The organism is Pantoea sp. K16, assembly GCF_048452805.1.
GTDB classification, from domain to species: Bacteria; Pseudomonadota; Gammaproteobacteria; order Enterobacterales; family Enterobacteriaceae; genus Pantoea; species Pantoea agglomerans.
In genome coordinates this window covers 219,860-239,034 of sequence record NZ_JBLWNV010000005.1, presented here as the reverse complement: position 1 = coordinate 239,034, position 19,175 = coordinate 219,860, and the positions used below count along the sequence as shown (strand labels likewise).

Genomic DNA, 19,175 nt, shown 5'->3' with positions numbered 1-19,175 from the left:
ATCAAACTGGAACTGTTATGCAAAAAGTTGTCCTCGCAACCGGCAATCCCGGCAAAGTGCGTGAACTGGCGGAGTTACTCTCCGCCTTTGGTCTGGATATCGTCGCACAGACCGACCTTGGGGTTGAATCGGCGGAAGAGACCGGCCTGACCTTTATTGAGAACGCGATTCTCAAGGCGCGTCACGCGGCACAGATCACCGGATTACCGGCCATTGCCGATGATTCCGGCCTGGCCGTAGATGCGCTGGGCGGCGCGCCCGGCATCTACTCGGCGCGCTACGCCGGTGAAGAGGCCAGCGATCAACAGAACCTGGAGAAGCTGCTGCAGGCGCTGGAAAACGTGCCGGACGGTCAGCGCCAGGCACAATTTCACTGCGTGCTGGTCTATCTGCGTCATGCGGAAGATCCGACCCCGCTGGTGTTCCACGGCAGCTGGCAGGGTGAGATCACCCGCGCCGCCGCTGGTGCCGGTGGTTTTGGTTACGACCCGATTTTCTTTGTCCCGGCGCTGGGTAAAACCGCGGCCGAACTGAGTAAAGCGGAAAAAGGTGCAGTTTCTCACCGGGGTAAAGCATTGACGCTGTTGCTGGAAGCGATGCGTAATGCCTAATCTGCCGCCGTTAAGTCTCTATATCCACATTCCGTGGTGCGTACAGAAATGTCCCTACTGTGATTTTAACTCCCACGCGCTGAAAGATGAGGTGCCGCACGTTGAATACGTGCAGCACCTGCTGCGCGATCTGGAGATCGATTTACCGCTGATCAATGGCCGGGAAGTGCGCACGATCTTCATCGGTGGCGGCACGCCCAGCCTGCTGAGCAGCAGCGCGATGCAGATGCTGATGGATGGTGTGCGGGAGCGTCTGACGCTCTCGCCCGATGCGGAAGTGACCATGGAAGCCAATCCGGGCACCGTGGAAGCGGACCGGTTCAGCGCCTATCAGCGCGCCGGTATCAACCGTATTTCGATTGGCGTACAGAGTTTCAGTCCGCAAAAGCTGCAGCGCCTTGGCCGCATTCACGGCCCGGAAGAGGCGGTCCGCGCCGCTGAACTGGCCGAGTCGCTGTCGCTGCGCAGTTTTAACCTTGACCTGATGCATGGCCTGCCCGATCAGTCGCTGGAAGAGGCGCTCGATGATTTACGTCAGGCGATTGCGCTTAATCCACCGCATCTCTCCTGGTATCAGCTCACGATTGAACCCAACACCCTGTTTGGCTCACGCCCGCCGGTGCTGCCGGATGATGATGCGCTATGGGATATTTTCGAACAGGGCGATCAGCTGTTGCAGGCTGCCGGTTATCAGCAGTATGAGACCTCTGCCTACGCGAAGCCGGGTTATCGCTGTGAGCACAACCTCAACTACTGGCGCTTTGGCGACTATCTGGGGATTGGGTGTGGCGCACACGGCAAGCTGACGCAACCGGATGGCCGCATAGTCCGCACGGTGAAAACCCGTCATCCGCGTGGATTTATGCAGGGGAACTACCGCGAAAAGCAGTATGACGTTGCCGATAGCGACAAGCCGTTTGAATATTTCATGAACCGCTTTCGCCTGCTGGAAGCCGCGCCGCGTGACGAGTTCAGCCGCTATACCGGTTTATCAGAGCAGGTGATCCGTCCGCAGATGGATACCGCGATTGCCGCGGGTTACGTGACTGAAACCGCGGAGCAGTGGCAGATTACGGAGAAAGGGAAGCTGTTCCTGAATTCGCTGCTGGAGCTGTTCTTAGCGGAAGAGTAACAAAAGCGCCTCAGCCCGACAGGCTGAGGCGTTGACCTATTTTTTTAGTGCGCCGGTAAGCTGTTTACGCTGATCTTCCAGCGAAATAACGCGATTACACACCTCGTGACCGAAGTTCTGGAAATCCTGCTCCTGCTTGCTCCACTCAGCCTGAATCGACTGCTGCAAACCGCCCAGATTACCCATAATCGCCTGAAGCGGATTACTGCCGCCGCTGCCCTGCTTACTGCCCATCTCGTTCAGGCTATCCTGCATCACGCCGCCCAGTGTCGACTGCACCAGCCTTTCACCTTCGGCGCGAACCTGATCAATCGCCTGATGGTGGAACGTCAGCCCATCTTCACGGTGTTCAATGATGCGGTTCATCTGCTGCTTCAGCTGACCATTCAGCGTGGTCAGGCGATTACGCACGTTGCTGTCGGTGCCCAGTTTTTCAACGATGACCTGATCCAGTGCCGCACGCCCTTTCTCCAGACGTGATATCGCCCCGCTGTCGATCCACGGCAGATCGCGACGCAGCGCGTTCTGATAGTCGATCGCTTTCTGGCGTCCGGCCGTATCGAGCGTGACCTTCTGTCCATTGAACTGCACGTCGCCCTGCGGCGAGATTTCCATATTGCCGTTGGCACCGACCACCTGCACGCTCTGCGGCTTAATCACCACATCGTCCTGCGGCTTAACGCTGCATTCATAGGCTGCCTGAGCCTGGGTTGCTGCCACCAGCAGCACAGCAAGAAGCGCTTTACGCATCATATCTACTCCCTAAGATCGGGTCTGAAACCCTTTGATCGGGCCTCAGCCCGACACTGTGTGACGACTTAGTCCCACCAGACGTCAAAGAGTTCAGTCATCTGAACGTCCTGCAGCTTGCGATCTTCCAGCCATTTGCGGACCAGAGCACGATGCTCATCGGTGCATTTGCCGGTTTTCTGCAGGCAAACCAGACCTTCCCACACCAGGTAACCGCTGCCATCGAAGGCCAGGCCGTTAGGGTCGATCGCTTCATTGATGAACTGGTTCAGCGTCTCATCAATTTCGCTTTCGCTGGTGCCTTCCGGGAAGCGCCAGGCAACCGAGAAGCCCAGTTCCTGAAACTCATCAATGTGCAGTTTTTTACGTAAACGGCGGCTGCGTTGTGTGGCCATTATTTCACCCTCTCAAACATTAAATCCCATACGCCGTGGCCTAAACGCTGCCCGCGCTGCTCAAACTTGGTCAGTGGACGCGTCTCAGGACGCGGCACATAATTCTGTTGTTCTGACTGGTTGCGGTAACCATCGATGCTGTTCATCACTTCCAGCATATGCTCCGCGTAGGCTTCCCAGTCGGTCGCCATGTGGAAAACGCCGCCCAGCTTCAGTTTACGCATCACCAGCTCGGCAAAAGGCACCTGGACAATACGGCGTTTATTGTGACGCGCTTTATGCCACGGATCGGGGAAGAAGAGCTGAACCATGCGCAGCGAGTTATCCGGAATCATCTTCTCCAGCACTTCCACCGCGTCATGGCACATCACCCGAAGGTTCTGCACATCGGCTTCTTTAGCGGCGGCCAGACAGGCACCCACGCCCGGCGCATGCACTTCAATACCCAGGAAGTTCTGATGCGGCGTGTTCTGCGCCATCGTTACCAGGGAAGCGCCCATGCCAAAGCCAATTTCCAGCGTCACCGGGGCTTCGCGGCCAAACAGCGCGGGCAGATCGACAGGCTCCGGCTGATATTCCACCCCCATGACCGGCCACAGGGTGTCCAGCGCCTGCTGCTGGCCTTTGGTTAAGCGGCCCTGGCGGCGCACAAAGCTGCGGATCCGGCGTAATGGCCGCCCGTTCTCATCAAATTCTGGGGTGATGACGTCATTAATCATGTAAAAGCCTGCTGGTTAGCCTGTTCCGGGAAACGGGCATTATGCAAAGTTCATAAGCAGAAGCAAGCCTTTGCAATCTTCCGGTTTACACCCAGGTGCGCATGTGCTGGAATTCCTGCCTGAGTGTAGAGTAAACACGGAAAATTTCCTTCTTATGATGCAAGCGCCGCAGTTCGCGCAACAGGTGCTGGACTGGTATCAGCGCTTTGGTCGCAAAACCCTGCCGTGGCAGCTGGAGAAAACGCCTTACAAGGTGTGGCTCTCCGAAGTGATGCTACAGCAAACCCAGGTTGTCACGGTTATTCCCTATTTTGAACGCTTTATGGCGCGCTTCCCCACGGTCACCGATCTGGCTGCGGCTCCGCTGGATGAGGTGTTACATCTCTGGACCGGCCTCGGCTACTACGCCCGTGCGCGTAATCTGCATAAAGCCGCAAAGCAGATTGTCGAGGTTCATCAGGGCGAGTTCCCGCGTAATTTCGATGATGTCTCTGCCCTGCCCGGCGTAGGCCGCTCCACGGCGGGCGCGATCCTGTCGCTGTCACTGGGGCAGCATTTCCCAATTCTGGATGGCAACGTCAAGCGCGTGCTGGCCCGTTGCTATGCTGTCAGCGGCTGGCCGGGTAAGAAAGAGGTCGAAAAGCGGCTCTGGCAGATCAGCGAAGAGGTCACACCCGCCGAGGGCGTCAGCCAGTTTAATCAGGCGATGATGGATCTGGGTGCTATCGTCTGTACCCGATCGAAGCCGAAGTGCGAAATCTGCCCGCTGAACAGCGGTTGTGAGGCGTATGCCAGCAGCAGCTGGGCGAGCTATCCCGGTAAGAAGCCTAAGCAGGTGCTGCCAGAGCGCAGCGGCTGGTTCCTGATGATGCAGGATGGTGATGATGTCTGGCTGGAGCAGCGCCCGCCTGTGGGCTTGTGGGGCGGCCTGTTCTGCTTCCCGCAGTTCACAACGGAAGCGGCGATGACAGACTGGCTGGCGGCCCGCGGCATCCATGCAAAACCGCAGCAGCTTACTGCGTTCCGTCACACCTTCAGCCATTTCCATCTCGATATCGTGCCAATGTGGCTGACGTGGCCTTCTGTCGGGGCGGCGATGGATGAAGCAGGCGGTCTCTGGTATAACTTAGCGCTGCCACCATCTGTGGGATTAGCCGCACCCGTTGAGCGCCTGTTACACGAGCTGCGCTATCCCCGACAACTGGCTTTGAACAGTTGTGAGATTAATGAGGAAGAATAATGAGCCGCACTATTTTTTGTACTTTTTTACAGCGCGACGCGGAAGGACAGGATTTTCAGCTCTACCCGGGCGATCTGGGTAAGCGCATTTACAACGACATTTCCAAAGAAGCCTGGCAGAAGTGGATGGCGAAACAGACCATGTTGATCAACGAGAAGAAGCTCAACATGATGAATCCCGAAGATCGTAAAGTGCTGGAGAAGGAGATGATCAATTTCCTGTTCGAAGGTAAAGACGTTCATATCGAAGGCTATACACCGCCAGAAGCGTAAACATTCCGGGCCTCATCGCTGAGGCCGGTTATCCAGGTCAGGCTTGCATTCCCAATGAATAAAAAATTAATCGCCCTGCTGGTGATAGCACCACTTTTGGTTTCCTGTTCCGGGTCAAAGAAACAGCAGTCCCACGAGGAGTGGGTAAAAGATACCAACGCCTTTGATATTCTGATGGGGCAGTTTGCTCATAATATTGAGAATATCTGGGGTATCAATGAGGTCCTGATCGCCGGACCCAAAGATTACGTCAAATATAGCGACAACTATTACACCCGCAGCCACATTAACTTTGAAAGCGGTAAGCTGACCATCGAGACGATTTCTGGCACCGATCCTATGGCCAGCCTGCGTCAGGCAATCGTGACCACCCTGTTGATTGGCGAAGATCCGGGTAATGTCGATCTCTACTCTGACGCCAACGATATTGAAATCAGTAAAGAGCCGCTGCTGTATGGGCAGGTGCTGGATAATACCGGTCAGCCGATTCGCTGGCAGGGTCGCGCGGAAGCCTTTGCTGACTATCTGATTCAGAATAAATTGCAGCGCCGCACCTCGGGTCTGCATGTGATTTACACCATTTCGATTCCGATGGTGCCGAACCACCTGGATAAGCGTGCGCACAAATACCTGCCGATGGTGCGTAAAGCCGCCGATCAGTATGGTGTCGATGCCTCGTTGATTCTGGCGATTATGCAGACCGAGTCGAGCTTTAACCCCTACGCCGTGAGCCATTCTGATGCGCTGGGTCTGATGCAGGTGGTGCAGCATACTGCCGGTGTTGACGTGTTCCGCATGAAGGGTAAATGGGGCAAGCCGAGCCGCAGCTATCTGCTGGATCCGGAGAACAATATTGATGCGGGTACCGCTTATCTGTCGCTGTTGCAGCGTAGCTATCTGGGCGGCATTCAGGATCCGGTGTCACGTCGTTATGCGGTGATCACCGCCTATAACGGCGGCGCAGGCAGCGTGCTGCGCGTCTTCTCCAGCGATAAAGATCGGGCGTTTTCGATGATTAACGGCATGTCACCGAGCAAGGTTTATTCGACCCTGGCGAACCAGCATCCGTCGGCGGAATCGCGTCGTTATCTTTATAAGGTGAGTACCGCGCAGAAGAGTTATCGGGGATTCTGATGGGGGCTGCGCTAAAGCGGGGGAGTGTTCGCTGCGCGAACGGGCTTGGGTGCAGCGCCTGAAGCTGGGATTGTTCGCTGCGCGAACAGGCTATGAGAAGGTTTCGTTCGCTTAGCCGCGGGTATGCACCGAGCGGGTTCCGCCCGCCAGGCGATCAGGAGTGAAGCGCCTGAAGCTGGGATTGTTCGCTGCGCGAACAGGCTATGAGAAGGTTTCGTTCGCTTAGCCGCGGGTATGCACCGAGCGGGTTCCGCCCGCCAGGCGATCAGGAGTGAAGCGCCTGAAGCTGGGAGTGTTCGCTGCGCGAACGGGCTATGAGAAGGTTTCGTTCGCCTGATTAGCCGGGCAGTTTCAGATTCGCCTCTGCAGGCGACCGACAAGGGGGCGCCAGTCGCCGCGCCCCCTTGACCCCGGGCTCCGGCCTGCTTCACCGCCGCTTCGCGGTTCCTTCGCCTCTTCAGGATTTCTCACGGACCAGCGGGACGCGCCATCCCTGGCGCGAACCCGCCTCTTCGCGACATCCCTGTCGCTCGTCCTGAAATCCCTCATCCGCTCAGCGGCTCTGACGGCCTCCCCACCCCCTCGCTGTTATCTTTTCTTCTTATATTGGGTTCACTGTCGCTGTGAGTTTGGGATTGCCTCTGACTTTCGGCTCAGCAAACAGAATGGCATTCAACTCGCCCGCTGTTATTTCTGCTTTTATGTTGAGTGCTTTTTCGCTGTAGTTTTTTTGGGATTGCCTCTGACTTTTGGCTCAGCAGACCGAATGTTATTCAACCCACCCGCTGTTATCTCATCTTGTTATGTCGGGTACTTTATCGCTGTATTTTTTTGGGATTGCCTCTGACTTTCGGCTCAGCACACAGAATGGCATTCAACCCTACCCGCTGTTATCTCGTTTTCAGGTAACTAAGATTGTTGCGGTGAACTTCAGGAATTGAGACTGGCTTTCAGACCACCAGGCAACTGTGCACCAAAGAAAACATAAAGAAATCACAGGCGGGGGTTTCCCAGAGGCGTCCGAAGCGCTGAGGAACAACCGCAGGCCAGGATGAGCCGACAGGACGTCGGCGAAAGGACGGCACGAGCCAGGGATGGCGAGTCCGGACGGTCCGTCGGCCGCAGGGCGTGACGAAGGCACCCCGCACAGCGGGGCGCGGAGGCAGCCGGACGCCGGGATTGTTAAGGGGCGGGCGTCCGCCCCTTAACGCGTCCGCCTGCTCAGGCAACCTGAAACTCCCCATCGCCTGGCGGGCGGAACCCGCTCAGTGTTAGCACGCTGCTAAGCGAACGAAAATCTCTCATAGCCCGTTCGCGCAGCGAACAGGGCCTGCCGGGCGAAAACCCATTAAGTGCCAGCTCGCTGCAAAGCGTACACCGCCGCCAGGCGAAACCTTCTCAGCCCCGTTCGCGCAGCGAACAAAAAGGCAGGCGGGCCGCTACCCGCCTCTGCCTACGCTCAGATCAGCGCCCCACTATCATATTGGCCACCAGATACTTCCGTCCCTGGTCATCCTCTTCGGTGTAAACGCCCTGCAGCTCTGGTGAGAAGCCAGGCAGCAGATTAAGCCCCTCTTCCAGCGCCAGGAAGTAACGCTGCACCGCGCCGCCCCAGACTTCCCCCGGGACGACGCACAGCACACCCGGTGGATAAGGCAGTGCACCTTCTGCGGCAACCCGGCCTTGCGCTTCGGCTATCGGCACCAGCTCCACTTCGCCGCGAATATAAGCCTGATGCGCATCCTGCGGATTCACCCTGACCGGCGGGAACTCCGCTGCGCGGAACATCAGGCGCTGCAGATCCTTGACGTTGTGACTGACGTAAAGGTCGTGCATCTCCTGACAGAGGCGACGCAGGGTATACCCGGCATAGCGTTCGGCATTTTTGCGATAAATGGTCGGCAGCACTTCGGCCAGCGGCGCATCCTCTTTGACGTGCTGCTCGAACTGCGCCAGCATCGCCACCAGATTCGCCATCTTCTCCGGACTCTCTGCCGGGGTCAGCAGGAACAGGATTGAGTTGAGATCGCACTTCTCCGGCACAATGCCGTTTTCGCGCAGATAGTTCGCCAGAATGGTCGCCGGAATCCCGAAATCACTATACTCACCGCTGGCCGCATCAATCCCCGGCGTGGTCAGCAACAGCTTGCAGGGATCCACCCGATACTGATCGCGCGCATAACCCGCGAAACCGTGCCACTTCGCCTGCGGTTCAAAGCTGAAGTAGCGCAGATCGCGGGCGATCGTCTCAGTGGGCGCATCCTGCCAGCGCTGACCATCCACCGTCTCCGGTACAAACGGCAGGATCATCTCACAGCGATCCAGGATCGCTTTACGCGCCTCAATACCCAGCGTGACGCACTCATCCCACATGCGACGCCCCGCTTCGCCCTGATGCATTCTGGCGTTGATATCCAGTGCGGCAAACAGCGGATAAAACGGACTGGTTGATGCGTGCAGCATAAAGGCGTTATTCAGTCGCTTATGCGGGCAGAAGCGGCGCTGTCCGCGAATATGATTATCTTTTTTATGGATCTGCGAAGTCTGCGAAAAACCTGCCAGCTGCTTATGCACTGACTGCGTGACAAAAATGCCGGGATCGTTCTCATTCAGTTGCAGGGTCAGCGGCGAACAGCCTTCCATCAGTGGAATGAACTGCTCATAGCCGAGCCACGCGGAATCAAACAGGATGTAATCACACAGATGGCCGATGCGATCCACTACCTGGCGCGCGTTGTAGACCGTGCCGTCATAGGTGCCCAGCTGGATGATCGCCAGACGGAAAGGCCGCTCTTCAGCCGCGCGCTGCGGAGCCACGGCCGCGATCTGCTCGCGCAGATAAGCCTCATCAAAGCAGTGCGCGTCAATGCCGCCAATAAAGCCGAAGGGATTGCGCGTCGCTTCAAGATAAACCGGGGTCGCGCCCGCCTGAATCAGCGCGCCATGATGGTTCGACTTGTGATTGTTGCGGTCGAACAGCACCAGATCGCCACGGGTCAGCAGCGCATTGGTCACCACTTTATTGGCACTTGAGGTGCCGTTAAGCACAAAGTAGGTTTTATCGGCGTTAAACACCTTTGCGGCATACTTCTGCGCATCTTTAGCCGAGCCTTCGTGGATCAGCAGATCGCCCAGTTTGACGTCGGCATTGCACATATCAGAGCGGAAAACATTCTCGCCGTAGAAGTCATAAAACTGTTTGCCCGCCGGATGCTTTTTGAAAAACGCACCGCCCTGATGTCCGGGACAGGCAAAGGTGCTGTTCTGCATATCGACATAGCGGGTCAGCGTCTCGAAGAAAGGGGGTAGCAGCGCCGCTTCATACGCCTGCGCAGCCGCTTCCAGCGCGATCCACTCCTGCGGATCGCCATTCAGCTCACCGCTGACGCCGGGCAGGTGCATCACCTCTTCTTCAAACGCGTTAGCAACAAATACCGGCAGATTAAAGCCGGTATGACGCAGCAGCGCCAGCACGCCGCTACGGGTATCCGCCAGCGAGACGACAACCGCCGCCACATCGGTGAAGTCGGTGTTATCCAGCGTCACCACGTCTCGCGCAGTGTTCAGGGTCAGACTGGGCGCCACAGCGGCGCTGGCAGCAATTTTCAGTGGAGTCATAACAGAATCCCTAACGTCAGGGAGGAAGTGCCAGAGGCACAATTATGGGGACAGTGCCCCGGCGAATACTTAACAGTCAGAAGGCGTTACGCAGCCCGTGGAGAGCAGATCCATAGCCGCTGCCTGGCTGGCCTCACCGCATGGTGAATAACGGAGATATCGGAAAAGAGGATAACCCGGTGAGCGCCGGAAAAAGCGAACGGTAATCCGGGCGGATGCGCGGTGAACCGGACATGGCGACGTCCTCTGTGGCAAAGAAGCAGGGTCAAAAAGTGGCGGTCATAATGTCATCTTTTTCAGGCATGGACAACCCGAACCAGGTAATTATTCAGTCACCCTCTTCGCATGTAACAACATGATTTTTATAGTCTATTTATCATAAAAAATTCACAATACGACTAATTATCTGAATTATATGCAGATTTATGCACTTAACTCACTGCCGCTGTCAGTCTGTTTTTCCGCTCGTGTCGTCTTCATTGCCGGGAGACGGGGCCATTGCCCTACCGCATTGCATCTGCCAGGCGTAAACTGATCTTCTCTTTCCCACTCTGCCGGAGGCTGCATGTTCAAGGCACTGGTCATTGAAAATGACGAACAAGGTTACCGTTCCCTGCTGAAAGATCTCCCCGAATCTCAACTGCCTGACCACGATGTCACGCTCGACGTCAGCTACTCATCCCTGAACTACAAAGATGCCCTGGCTATCTGTAACAAAGGCCCGATTGTGCGCCAGTTCCCGATGGTGCCAGGTATCGATTTTGTTGGCCGGGTGACGGCCAGCCGCCATCCCGACTGGAAAGAGGATGATGTGGCGCTGCTGACGGGCTGGGGCGTGGGCGAAAAACAGTGGGGCGGCCTGGCACAGAAAGCCAGCGTCAGCGGCGACTGGCTGGTGCGCCCGCCCGCCACGCTGAGTCCGCTGCAAACCATGGCAATCGGTACGGCGGGACTGACCGCAATGCTCTGCGTGATGGCGCTGGAAAAACAGGGCATCACACCTGAACAGGGGCCGGTACTGGTAACCGGTGCCAGTGGCGGCGTCGGCAGCTATAGCGTCAGCCTGCTGGCGCGTCTGGGTTATCAGGTGATCGCTTCCAGCGGGCGCACCAGCGACCATGCCTATCTGATTGATACGCTGGGCGCGGCATCGGTCATTGACCGTGAAGAACTCTCCCAACCCGGCAAGCCACTGGCAAAAGAGCGCTGGGCCGCCGCGATAGACAGCGTAGGCAGTCACACCCTGGCGAATGTGCTGGCCGCCACCCAGCGCGACGGCGCGGTTGCCGCCTGTGGTATGGCGCAGGGACTCGACCTGCCAGCCAGCGTCGCACCCTTTATTTTGCGTGGCGTTACGCTGGCCGGTGTCGATAGCGTGATGTGTCCGAAGCCGCTTCGTCAGCAGGCGTGGCAACGACTCGGTGAGCTGATGGATAGCGAACGGCTCAGTAAGCTGAGCCGGGTGATCCCGCTAAGTGAAGCCAGAGAAGGTGCGCAGGCATTGCTGGATGGTAAAGTGCAGGGTCGTCTGATTGTCGACTGTCGCTAATCCTGTTTAAAGGCGCGTTTCGCGCCTTTAACGATCGGCTCGCTGCAGCCGTTTTATGAGTCCTTCCAGCGCGAACTGTGTCCCCTGCTCCATCACCGATTTCGGATCGCCGCTGAACTGATGGCACTCCGCTTCGTCTCTGCCGTCGGGCAATACCCAGCCAAACCAGATGGTGCCCGCCGGTGTACCATCTTCGCCGCCATCCGGTCCGGCATAGCCGGTAATGGATAATCCGACCGGTTCGCCGGAGCGGGCGCAGGCGCCCTGCACCATCTCCCGCGCCGTCTGTTCGCTCACCGCCGTATGCTGTTTCAGCGTGTCAGGGCGCACCCCCAGCAGACGGATTTTGGCATTTTCGCTGTAGGTCACAAAGCCGCTGGTATAAAAGTCTCCGCTGTTTTCCACCGCGGCCAGCGTCATGCTGATCAGCCCGGCGGTACAGGATTCGGCAGTCGCCAGATGAAGTCCGGAAGAGAGTAAAATATTCCCCAGTTGCTCAGCGGTCTGATCTAATGATTTTGCCATTATGGTCTCCTTGAATCTGTCCGGAACTCCAGGTATAGCGCAAAATCAGCGAATAAAACCGCGCAAGGCGATGTTTTTAAAGCGAAACGGTCTAGATACGCAGCTGGATATGCGGCTGTCCACTCCCGGCATGCGCCACTACCTGCAGATCGGCCTGGTACCAGCGCGTCAGCGTCGATTCCGTCATCACCGTCTGCGGTGAGCCTTGTGCCACCAGTCGGCCTGCGTGCAGCAGCAGTATGCGATCGGCCCATAAGGAGGCCTGATTAAGGTCATGTAATACAGTGCAGACGGTGAGATCTCCGGCGCGCGTCAGCTGGCGTAGTAAACGCAGGGTTTGCTGCTGCCAGAAGAGATCCAGCGCCGAAGTCGGCTCATCCAGAAACAGCCAGCCGCGTGGTCTTCCCTCCTGCCAGAGCTGTGTCAGCACCCGTGCCAGCTGAACCCGTTGTTGTTCACCGCCAGAGAGCTGGCGGTAATCGCGCTGCGCCAGCCCTTCACAACCGGTCAGCCGCATGACCTCAGCCACAATCTGCGACGTCTGCGCCTCCGGCCAGGGCGCACGGCCCATCGCCACGACCGACTGCGCAGACTGTACAAACGTCAGGTTGTTCTGCTGGCGCATCACTGCCCGGCGTCGTGCCAGCTGCTCACGCGGCCATGCCGTCAGCCGTCGATCGCCCAGCCAGCACTCGCCCCGATCGGGCGACAGAAATCCCGTCAGCATCCGCAGTAGCGTCGACTTACCCGCGCCGTTGGGGCCAATCAGCGCCACCAGCTCGCCACCTGACAGCGTGACGTCGAGATTATCGATAACGGTTTTGCCGCCGCGCGCGAGACACAATCCCCTGGCCTGTAAAATTTCCATCACTCCAGCCCTCGCTGTTGACGCAGAATCAGCCAGAGAAACCACGGACCGCCAATCAGGCTGGTCAGCAGCCCCACCGGCATCTCTGCCGGAACCACCAGAATGCGCGCCAGCGTATCGGCCAGCAGCAGCAGAATCGCCCCCGCCAGCGCTGAGCCGGGCAGCAGCCAGCGGTGATCGCCGCCAAGGCAAAAACGCATCACGTGTGGCACCACCAGTCCGACGAAGCCAATCACGCCGCTGACCGAGACCGCCGTACCGACCAGCAACGCACTGAGGATCAGCAGCTGATGCTGAGTACGCTTCACATCAACGCCCATGTAGTGCGCATCCTCTTCGCCCGCCTGCAGCAGGTTAAGGTGGCGAGCACGGGTCTGTAACAGCAGTAAGGCTGGCAGAATCAGCAGCAGGCAGATCAGCAGTGCAGGCCACTGTGCCTGGCTGAGACTTCCCATGCCCCACAGCGACAGCTGGCGTAGCTGCTGGTCGTTGCTCAGCCATGACAGCACGCCTACCGCTGCCCCGCACAACGCATTAATCGCAATGCCGACCAGCAACAGCCGCGAAAGATTGCCGCGCGCCAGCCGACTGAAACTGAAGATCAGCAGTGTAACCAGCAGGCTGCCGATAAACGCGGCGATCATCGGTAGCCACAATGCCAGCGGTGCTGGCAACGTCAGCGGAATAATGATTGCCAGCGCCACCGCCAGTCCCGCCCCGCTGCTGATCCCCAGCAAACCGGGATCGGCCAGTGGGTTACGAAAAACACCCTGCATCACTGCGCCAGAGACTGCCAGCGCCATGCCCATCACCACCGCCAGCAGCACGCGCGGCAGGCGAATATCCAGCCAGATCTGCCAGATAAGATCGCTGAGCGGTGCCTGCCACAGCGCCCGCACTGAAAGCGACATCGCCCCCAGATTTGCCGCCAGCATCATCGCCACCAGCAGGAAGATCAGCATCAGCATCAGGCCACGCAGCGCATTATCCTTAATCATGGTTCAGCGATTCCGCCGCCTGGCGCAATTTCACGATTGCCCGTGGCGTATCAAGGCCAAACCCCAGCAGTGCCATGGTGTCGATCACCAGCAGACGATGCTGCTGCCCGGCAGGCGTCAGCGCCAGACCCGGTAACTGCCACAGTTGCGCTTCGCCGCCCAGGGTTTTCAGGCCATCCTCGCCTATTACCACCAGATCCGGCGCGGCGGCGATCACCCCTTCCTGCGACAGTGCCTGATAGTGCGGCACCGGGCCCATAGCATTCTCCAGCCCGGCGCTGCGAATGGCGCCATCGGCCGCAGTCTGATTTCCAGCCGCCATCGACTTCATGCCGCTGTTGGCCATGATGTAGAGCACTTTTACCGGCAGCGGTTGCTGCGGCAACTGGCGAATCTGCTGCGTCATTTGCTGCGCCAGTGCCTGAGCTTCGCTTTCACGCTGCAGCGCCTGGCCCACAGTGATAATTTTCTGCGGAATCGCCTGCAGGCTGCTGTCGCCGCTGACCGTGACCACCCTGACGCCCGCGCGGGCAATCTGTTGCAGCACCAGCGACGGTTGCGCCTGCGCGCTGGCGATCACCAGCGTCGGTTTCAGTGCCAGAATGCCTTCGGCGTTGAGCTGGCGCATATAACCCACGTCCGGCAGTCGGGCGGCCTGCGCCGGACGCAGACTGGTGCTGTCGCGCGCCACCAGCTGTAACTGGGCATCCAGCGCATAGATAATCTGAGTGACGTCACCACCAATCGACACCACCCGCTCCGCCGCCAGTGATGGCAGCGTCATCAGCAGCCATAACAGTATCGCTCTTTTCATGCCGCCGCTCCCGGCGTGCGGAGTGCGCCAATCTGCTCGCGCCAGCGTGACTGCTCTGGCGTACCTTCCGTGCGCTGACCGTAGAGCTGGGCTATCTGCGTGCCGTCGGCGGCGAACAGTTCCAGGCTGGTAACAAAGCCATCGCCCGTTGGCTTGCGTGTTACCCAGCTTTCGCTGATCTGATCAGCCATCAGATGCAGCGTGAACTGCGGATTGAAGATGTTGAGCCAGTTTTCCACTGGCTGCAGCTTCTCTACCCTGCCGGTGAAAATCTGAGTACAGCCACGGTTGCCGACAAAAATCATAATTTCATTGCCCGCCTGCTGTGCCATCTGTAGCAGGCGCTCAAGTGCGTCGTTGCCGGTCTGCCAGGCGAGATCCTCACCCACCGCGCGAAACGCCTGCGGCCGTGACACCTGGTGGCGCTTCAGCAACGCGAAAAACTGATGAACATCGGTCATGGCGCGCCATTCACGGTCGATGGCGGTGGCATCAATCGCCTCCGTCAGGGGAGCAGCGGCAACCGGCTCAACCACGAGCGGCGTCGCCGCGGCGTCGGTAAAGTCGGCGATCAGCGTCTGCCACGCTGCCATGCTGGTCTGCTCCGTGGCGTAAACTTTCAGTACCGCATCGCCATGACGATCAAAAATCTGAATGCTGTGACGAACGCCCTGCCCGGTCGGCTCCTGCAGAGCAAAGGCGCTGCACCGCTGACCGACGAACAGGCGCAGATCGAGCGCACGGGGATTAAGCACCAGGCCACCATGCGCGCCAATCTGTACATTGTGGTATTCACCCAGGTGTTCATGTACCGCATAAGCGTTACGGGTAATGTTTTTGGTTTCGCCGACTGCGCCCAGTGCCTTCAGCAACGCCGGAAAATCGCGTTTCAGCGCCACGGCATCAACGCCGATGCGCGCTTCACACAATTCCGCTTCGCTGATGCCGATCAGCGCGGCCAGGTCGCGGGCATATTTCTTCGGTTGTTCACCTTTAAGGACAAGATAGTGCTGATAAATCGGGTTCATGACTCAGGCTCTCTTAGTAATGCCCTGCATCAGCGCAGGGCGACGGCTATCAAAAATCGACGTTAACACCTAACTGGAAAGTACGGCCCGGCATCACGGCCAGTGCCTGATCGTTGCGCTCCTGCTGAGTGGCGCTGGTCAGTTCACGGCTGCTGAGGTAATCCCGGTATTTGCGATCGGTTATGTTGTAAAGCCCGCCACTCAGCCTGACGTTGTGCGCGACGCGCCAGTAAGCGGTCATATCTACCATGCCATAACCCGGCACCCGCATGTAATCGGTGCTGGAGTCGGCCAGGCTGCTGCCGTTGTTAGCGAAGCTTTCGCGGTTAGTCGCGCTGGCTTGCTTACCTTTGACAAAGGTAGCGGTAACGGCGGCACCGTAGCCGCGCGCCTCATCATTCCAGGCAAGTCCGACGATCGCTTTCATCGGGGCAACACTCTCAAGGTCGATGTAGCGGTCACCAAGGTAGCTCGACTTTGCCGCGCCCTGCGTATAACCAAACGCCAGATTGGCGCTCAGACCTTCGACCTCGCTGAACCAACTGCCGAAGTTCACTTTACTGCTGATTTCAGCCCCGTAGATGTAGGCTTTATCGCGGTTCTCCGCCTGATAGGTGGTGTAAATGTTGGCAGGCACATTGACGAACTGGCCCGGATTAGCCGCCCGGCTGTAGCGGGTAAAGGCAATAAAGTTTTTATAGTCGTTATAAAAAGCGGCAGCGTTAAGCGTGACGCCTTTTGCCACTTCTCCTTTTACACCCCACTCGTAGTTGTTGCTGGTTTCGGTTTTCAGATCTGCATTACCAATCAGCGCATACTGCGCGGTGCCGGCATAGCTGGAGCCAAGGTTCCATGAACCATAAAGCTGGGTATCGTTGGGGAACTGCGCGCCACGGGTATATTGCAGATAAGTCATCAGCTTCGGTGTCAGATCGTACTGGAAGGCGATCGACGGCAATACCTGCGTGTCGCTGTTTGGCGATCCATAGAGCGCTGAAACTTCGCTGGCGTCGAGCACGCTACTGTTCGTGGTCAGCGTCGCCACATCACGCGGTCGGGTGTTCTGATAGGCCACGCGCGCGCCTGGCACGATGGCCGCCCGATGTCCGTCAGCATCGAAGCTGATGGTATCCTGCAGATAACCACCCACGCTGTAGCTGCGACTGTTAGCCTGCGGCTGCATGATCGCAGTAAAAGCACTGGCTGGCGGTGACTGACGGAAAGGTCGCTCAGTATCCACCAGGCGCGCATTCAGCCCGGCACTCAGTTCATGTCGCCCGACGCTTTTAAGCGCGCGGGTGTCAAAACCGTAGCTGTCGCTGTTGTAGTCGGAATAGACGGTTTGCCTGGCGGTGGCACTCGACGGCATGCGGGTGTTGTCATGCGCCTGGGTCTGCTGCCAGTAAACGCGGGTCGTCAGGCTGTCGATCAGGTCATTGTAAGGGGTGTACTCATCCGCCAGGCTGATGCCCCAGCGGCGGGTATCACTCTGCTGCTGTGCCGTCCCCCAGACTGTATTGCCTGAAGTGCTCCAGCTGTCGTAATGGCTGTGGTGGGTTTTGTGATAGTAATCGACCGTCGCGCTGAGCTTGTGAGCATCATTGGGCTGCCAGATGCCGGAGGTCATAAAGGCGTCGGAGTGCCAGTTAGCGGGATACGCATCCAGCGTGCCGCTGTTATTACGGGTCTGCTGACCGTCGCGGCGGCTGTAAACAAAGATGCCACGCAGTTCATCGTCACCGGCAGCGGCGGTGATGCCGTTATGCCAGCTGCGACTGGATGAGTCATAGTCGCTCTGATAACTGAACGCGGTCGCTTTTCCGGGATGCAGGTAATCGTCGGGAGACTTATTACGGAACGAGACGTTGCCGCCAATCGAGGTGTTCGGCTGTTCCACTGCTGTGGCGCCCTTCTCAATCTCAATACGGCCAAACATATAAGGATCGATGTAATCGCGGCCAATGCCAAAGCTGTCGAGACCTGCGCGTCCTACATAGCTGCGGCCAGTGGCCTGCGGCAACGGAATGCCGTCCACATCCAGACCGACGCGGTTGCTTTCGAGGCCACGAATGTTGTAGCCGGTATAACCGGCCCGATCAAAACCGCTCTTACCGGCTGATGAACCACCACGGGTACCGGTAGCACTGATCAGCGGTTCATAGCGCATGATCGATCCGAAGTCAGTGGCACCACGCTGTTGCAGATCGCTGGCAGAGAGAGAGGTTTTACTGCCTGCCGTTTTTTTGATTTCCGGTGCCGTCACCGTCATTACCGGTTCGGCACTGCTGCCATAGCGGTCAGAAAGGGCTAGGGTGGCAGATTCACTGACCGCAGCATAAGTGCAGGTGGTATTGATGAAGGTGGCGAGCAACGCCAGTTGAGTCAGACGCGGTTGCGTCAATCTCCGAAAACGTGGTGACATAGGCGCGAATTACCTGATTAATTGTTAGTATTCGCTCACTTGCTTGCTGGCAACAGTAAAACGGCTCCGCATAAAAGCCGTGAAAAGTCAGAACATCATGCTGGTGTAGTAATTATCGCCCGGAATTTAATGCAACTGATAATCATTATCAATCTTATTTACATTTAGATATAAACCACAGCGCACAAATTGTTAACCCGAATGCATTGGCATTTATCAACACGTAAAGGAATAGAGTTATGGCGCAAAAACCTGTGGTTGTTATTCACTACTGTATGCAATGCAACTGGCTGATGCGGTCAGCGTGGATGGCACAGGAACTTCTGCATACGTTCGCTGAGGATCTGGCGGAGGTGACGCTGAAACCGGGCACCGGCGGTATCTTTGAGATTACGCTGGATGAGCATCTGCTGTGGGAACGTAAGCGGGATGGTGGCTTCCCGGATGCGACCACGCTGAAACAGCGTGTGCGGGACATCTGCTTCCCGGATCGTACGCTGGGCCACATCGACAAACACAAAACTGAAGTCAGCTAACTCCGCGATTAGCTGAGGGTGATTTTTTCTGCCGCGTCGTGCAGCGCCTTAATCAGCGTCTGCAGCGCGGCTTCTGAGATATCTTCCTGCGCAAGCCGCCGGTTCAGCGCGACCTTCAGCCCATGAATCGCCTGCTCAACAGCAGGAATGCTGCGGTTATTGACCAGAATTGCCAGCGTAGAGAGCCGTGTAATCAGGCTGGTGACCGTTTCACGATTCTCTGCCAGCTGCGCTTCTCCCGATGCCGTCAGGCGGTAGGCTTTACGCGTTGCCTGCGCATCCACCACCTGAATCGCCTCCATCTCTTCCAGCAGCGTCAGGTTGGGATAAATGATCCCCGGACTGGGCGAATACTCTCCCTTTGACAGCTCCTCGACAGACTTGATCAGCTCATAGCCGTGAGCGGCATTCTGCGCCAGGAAATGGAGCATCAGCAGGCGAATCTCACTTGCTTCCAGCATCTTTTCACGTCGCTTGCGCCGTCCGCTGCAACTGCCTGCGCGCGCAGTCTGATCGTCAGATGAAGTGGAAGTCGGATGCTGTTTCATGGCCTGCCCTGCTGCG

General features: G+C 57.7%; 18 protein-coding genes. 7 read left to right on the top strand and 11 right to left on the bottom strand.

Going from position 1 to position 19,175, the window contains the following annotated elements:
- Positions 1 to 17 precede the first annotated feature (17 nt).
- Together ACK13D_RS08785 and hemW are read left to right on the top strand one after the other, a co-directional pair.
- Complete coding sequence (locus tag ACK13D_RS08785; RefSeq protein ID WP_010671072.1) at positions 18 to 611, top strand: XTP/dITP diphosphatase; 594 nt, start codon at positions 18 to 20, stop codon at positions 609 to 611.
- Entirely contained in the window at positions 604 to 1,743 is a 1,140-nt protein-coding gene (gene hemW / locus ACK13D_RS08780) for a radical SAM family heme chaperone HemW (protein ID WP_191918859.1), read from the top strand. The genes ACK13D_RS08785 and hemW overlap by 8 nt, the downstream gene beginning before the upstream one ends.
- A 36-nt stretch (positions 1,744 to 1,779) precedes the next feature.
- Here hemW and ACK13D_RS08775 read toward each other — a convergent pair whose 3' ends face one another.
- From ACK13D_RS08775 to trmB, 3 genes are all read right to left on the bottom strand, one after another.
- Positions 1,780 to 2,496 carry a YggN family protein gene (locus ACK13D_RS08775; protein WP_418796185.1) on the bottom strand — a complete coding sequence of 239 codons (717 nt, stop codon included), beginning with the start codon at positions 2,494 to 2,496 and terminating at the stop codon, positions 1,780 to 1,782.
- Positions 2,497 to 2,561: 65 nt separating this feature from the next.
- Complete coding sequence (locus ACK13D_RS08770) at positions 2,562 to 2,888, bottom strand: YggL family protein (RefSeq protein WP_003853403.1); 327 nt, start codon at positions 2,886 to 2,888, stop codon at positions 2,562 to 2,564.
- Entirely contained in the window at positions 2,888 to 3,607 is a 720-nt protein-coding gene (trmB, locus tag ACK13D_RS08765; RefSeq protein ID WP_010248887.1) for a tRNA (guanosine(46)-N7)-methyltransferase TrmB, read from the bottom strand. The genes ACK13D_RS08770 and trmB overlap by 1 nt, the downstream gene beginning before the upstream one ends.
- A 154-nt stretch (positions 3,608 to 3,761) precedes the next feature.
- Here trmB and mutY point away from each other — a divergent pair, with 154 nt between their 5' ends.
- Genes mutY through mltC form a run of 3 tightly spaced genes read left to right on the top strand, consistent with a single transcriptional unit; the run spans position 3,762 to position 6,253 of the window.
- Positions 3,762 to 4,847: an A/G-specific adenine glycosylase gene (mutY, locus tag ACK13D_RS08760; protein ID WP_418796183.1), complete on the top strand. Its 1,086-nt coding sequence runs from the start codon at positions 3,762 to 3,764 to the stop codon at positions 4,845 to 4,847.
- Complete coding sequence (locus tag ACK13D_RS08755) at positions 4,847 to 5,119, top strand: oxidative damage protection protein (protein ID WP_003853409.1); 273 nt, start codon at positions 4,847 to 4,849, stop codon at positions 5,117 to 5,119. Before mutY ends, ACK13D_RS08755 begins: the two co-directional genes overlap by 1 nt.
- A 54-nt stretch (positions 5,120 to 5,173) precedes the next feature.
- Positions 5,174 to 6,253 carry a membrane-bound lytic murein transglycosylase MltC gene (gene mltC / locus ACK13D_RS08750; protein WP_010248892.1) on the top strand — a complete coding sequence of 360 codons (1,080 nt, stop codon included), beginning with the start codon at positions 5,174 to 5,176 and terminating at the stop codon, positions 6,251 to 6,253.
- Between the two features lie 1,464 nt (positions 6,254 to 7,717).
- On the opposite strand, the gene ACK13D_RS08745 is transcribed toward mltC, so the two are convergent.
- Positions 7,718 to 9,871: an ornithine decarboxylase gene (locus ACK13D_RS08745; protein WP_022623848.1), complete on the bottom strand. Its 2,154-nt coding sequence runs from the start codon at positions 9,869 to 9,871 to the stop codon at positions 7,718 to 7,720.
- Positions 9,872 to 10,436: 565 nt separating this feature from the next.
- On the opposite strand from ACK13D_RS08745, the gene acuI reads away from it, so the two are divergent.
- On the top strand, positions 10,437 to 11,420 hold the full coding sequence (gene acuI / locus ACK13D_RS08740) for an acrylyl-CoA reductase (NADPH) (protein ID WP_064689971.1): 984 nt from the start codon (positions 10,437 to 10,439) through the stop codon (positions 11,418 to 11,420).
- A gap of 27 nt (positions 11,421 to 11,447) precedes the next feature.
- Here the strand turns inward: acuI and ACK13D_RS08735 are convergent, their stop codons facing one another.
- From ACK13D_RS08735 to ACK13D_RS08710, 6 genes are all read right to left on the bottom strand, one after another.
- Entirely contained in the window at positions 11,448 to 11,945 is a 498-nt protein-coding gene (locus ACK13D_RS08735) for a CinA family protein (protein WP_010671076.1), read from the bottom strand.
- A gap of 91 nt (positions 11,946 to 12,036) precedes the next feature.
- Positions 12,037 to 12,813: a heme ABC transporter ATP-binding protein gene (locus tag ACK13D_RS08730; protein ID WP_418796180.1), complete on the bottom strand. Its 777-nt coding sequence runs from the start codon at positions 12,811 to 12,813 to the stop codon at positions 12,037 to 12,039.
- Positions 12,813 to 13,811, bottom strand: coding sequence for a FecCD family ABC transporter permease (locus tag ACK13D_RS08725; RefSeq protein WP_418796178.1), 999 nt, complete (start codon positions 13,809 to 13,811; stop codon positions 12,813 to 12,815). Before ACK13D_RS08725 ends, ACK13D_RS08730 begins: the two co-directional genes overlap by 1 nt.
- Positions 13,804 to 14,625, bottom strand: a complete 822-nt coding sequence (locus ACK13D_RS08720; RefSeq protein ID WP_418796177.1) for a heme/hemin ABC transporter substrate-binding protein — start codon at positions 14,623 to 14,625, stop codon at positions 13,804 to 13,806. Before ACK13D_RS08720 ends, ACK13D_RS08725 begins: the two co-directional genes overlap by 8 nt.
- Positions 14,622 to 15,653 carry a hemin-degrading factor gene (locus ACK13D_RS08715; protein WP_418796175.1) on the bottom strand — a complete coding sequence of 344 codons (1,032 nt, stop codon included), beginning with the start codon at positions 15,651 to 15,653 and terminating at the stop codon, positions 14,622 to 14,624. The genes ACK13D_RS08720 and ACK13D_RS08715 overlap by 4 nt, the downstream gene beginning before the upstream one ends.
- A gap of 49 nt (positions 15,654 to 15,702) precedes the next feature.
- Positions 15,703 to 18,075: a TonB-dependent receptor domain-containing protein gene (locus tag ACK13D_RS08710; protein ID WP_418796173.1), complete on the bottom strand. Its 2,373-nt coding sequence runs from the start codon at positions 18,073 to 18,075 to the stop codon at positions 15,703 to 15,705.
- 239 nt (positions 18,076 to 18,314) lie between these two features.
- On the opposite strand from ACK13D_RS08710, the gene ACK13D_RS08705 reads away from it, so the two are divergent.
- On the top strand, positions 18,315 to 18,611 hold the full coding sequence (locus tag ACK13D_RS08705; protein ID WP_010248912.1) for a SelT/SelW/SelH family protein: 297 nt from the start codon (positions 18,315 to 18,317) through the stop codon (positions 18,609 to 18,611).
- An 8-nt stretch (positions 18,612 to 18,619) separates the two neighbouring features.
- Here ACK13D_RS08705 and ACK13D_RS08700 read toward each other — a convergent pair whose 3' ends face one another.
- Positions 18,620 to 19,159: a PadR family transcriptional regulator gene (locus ACK13D_RS08700; RefSeq protein ID WP_191917522.1), complete on the bottom strand. Its 540-nt coding sequence runs from the start codon at positions 19,157 to 19,159 to the stop codon at positions 18,620 to 18,622.
- Positions 19,160 to 19,175: the final 16 nt, after the last annotated feature.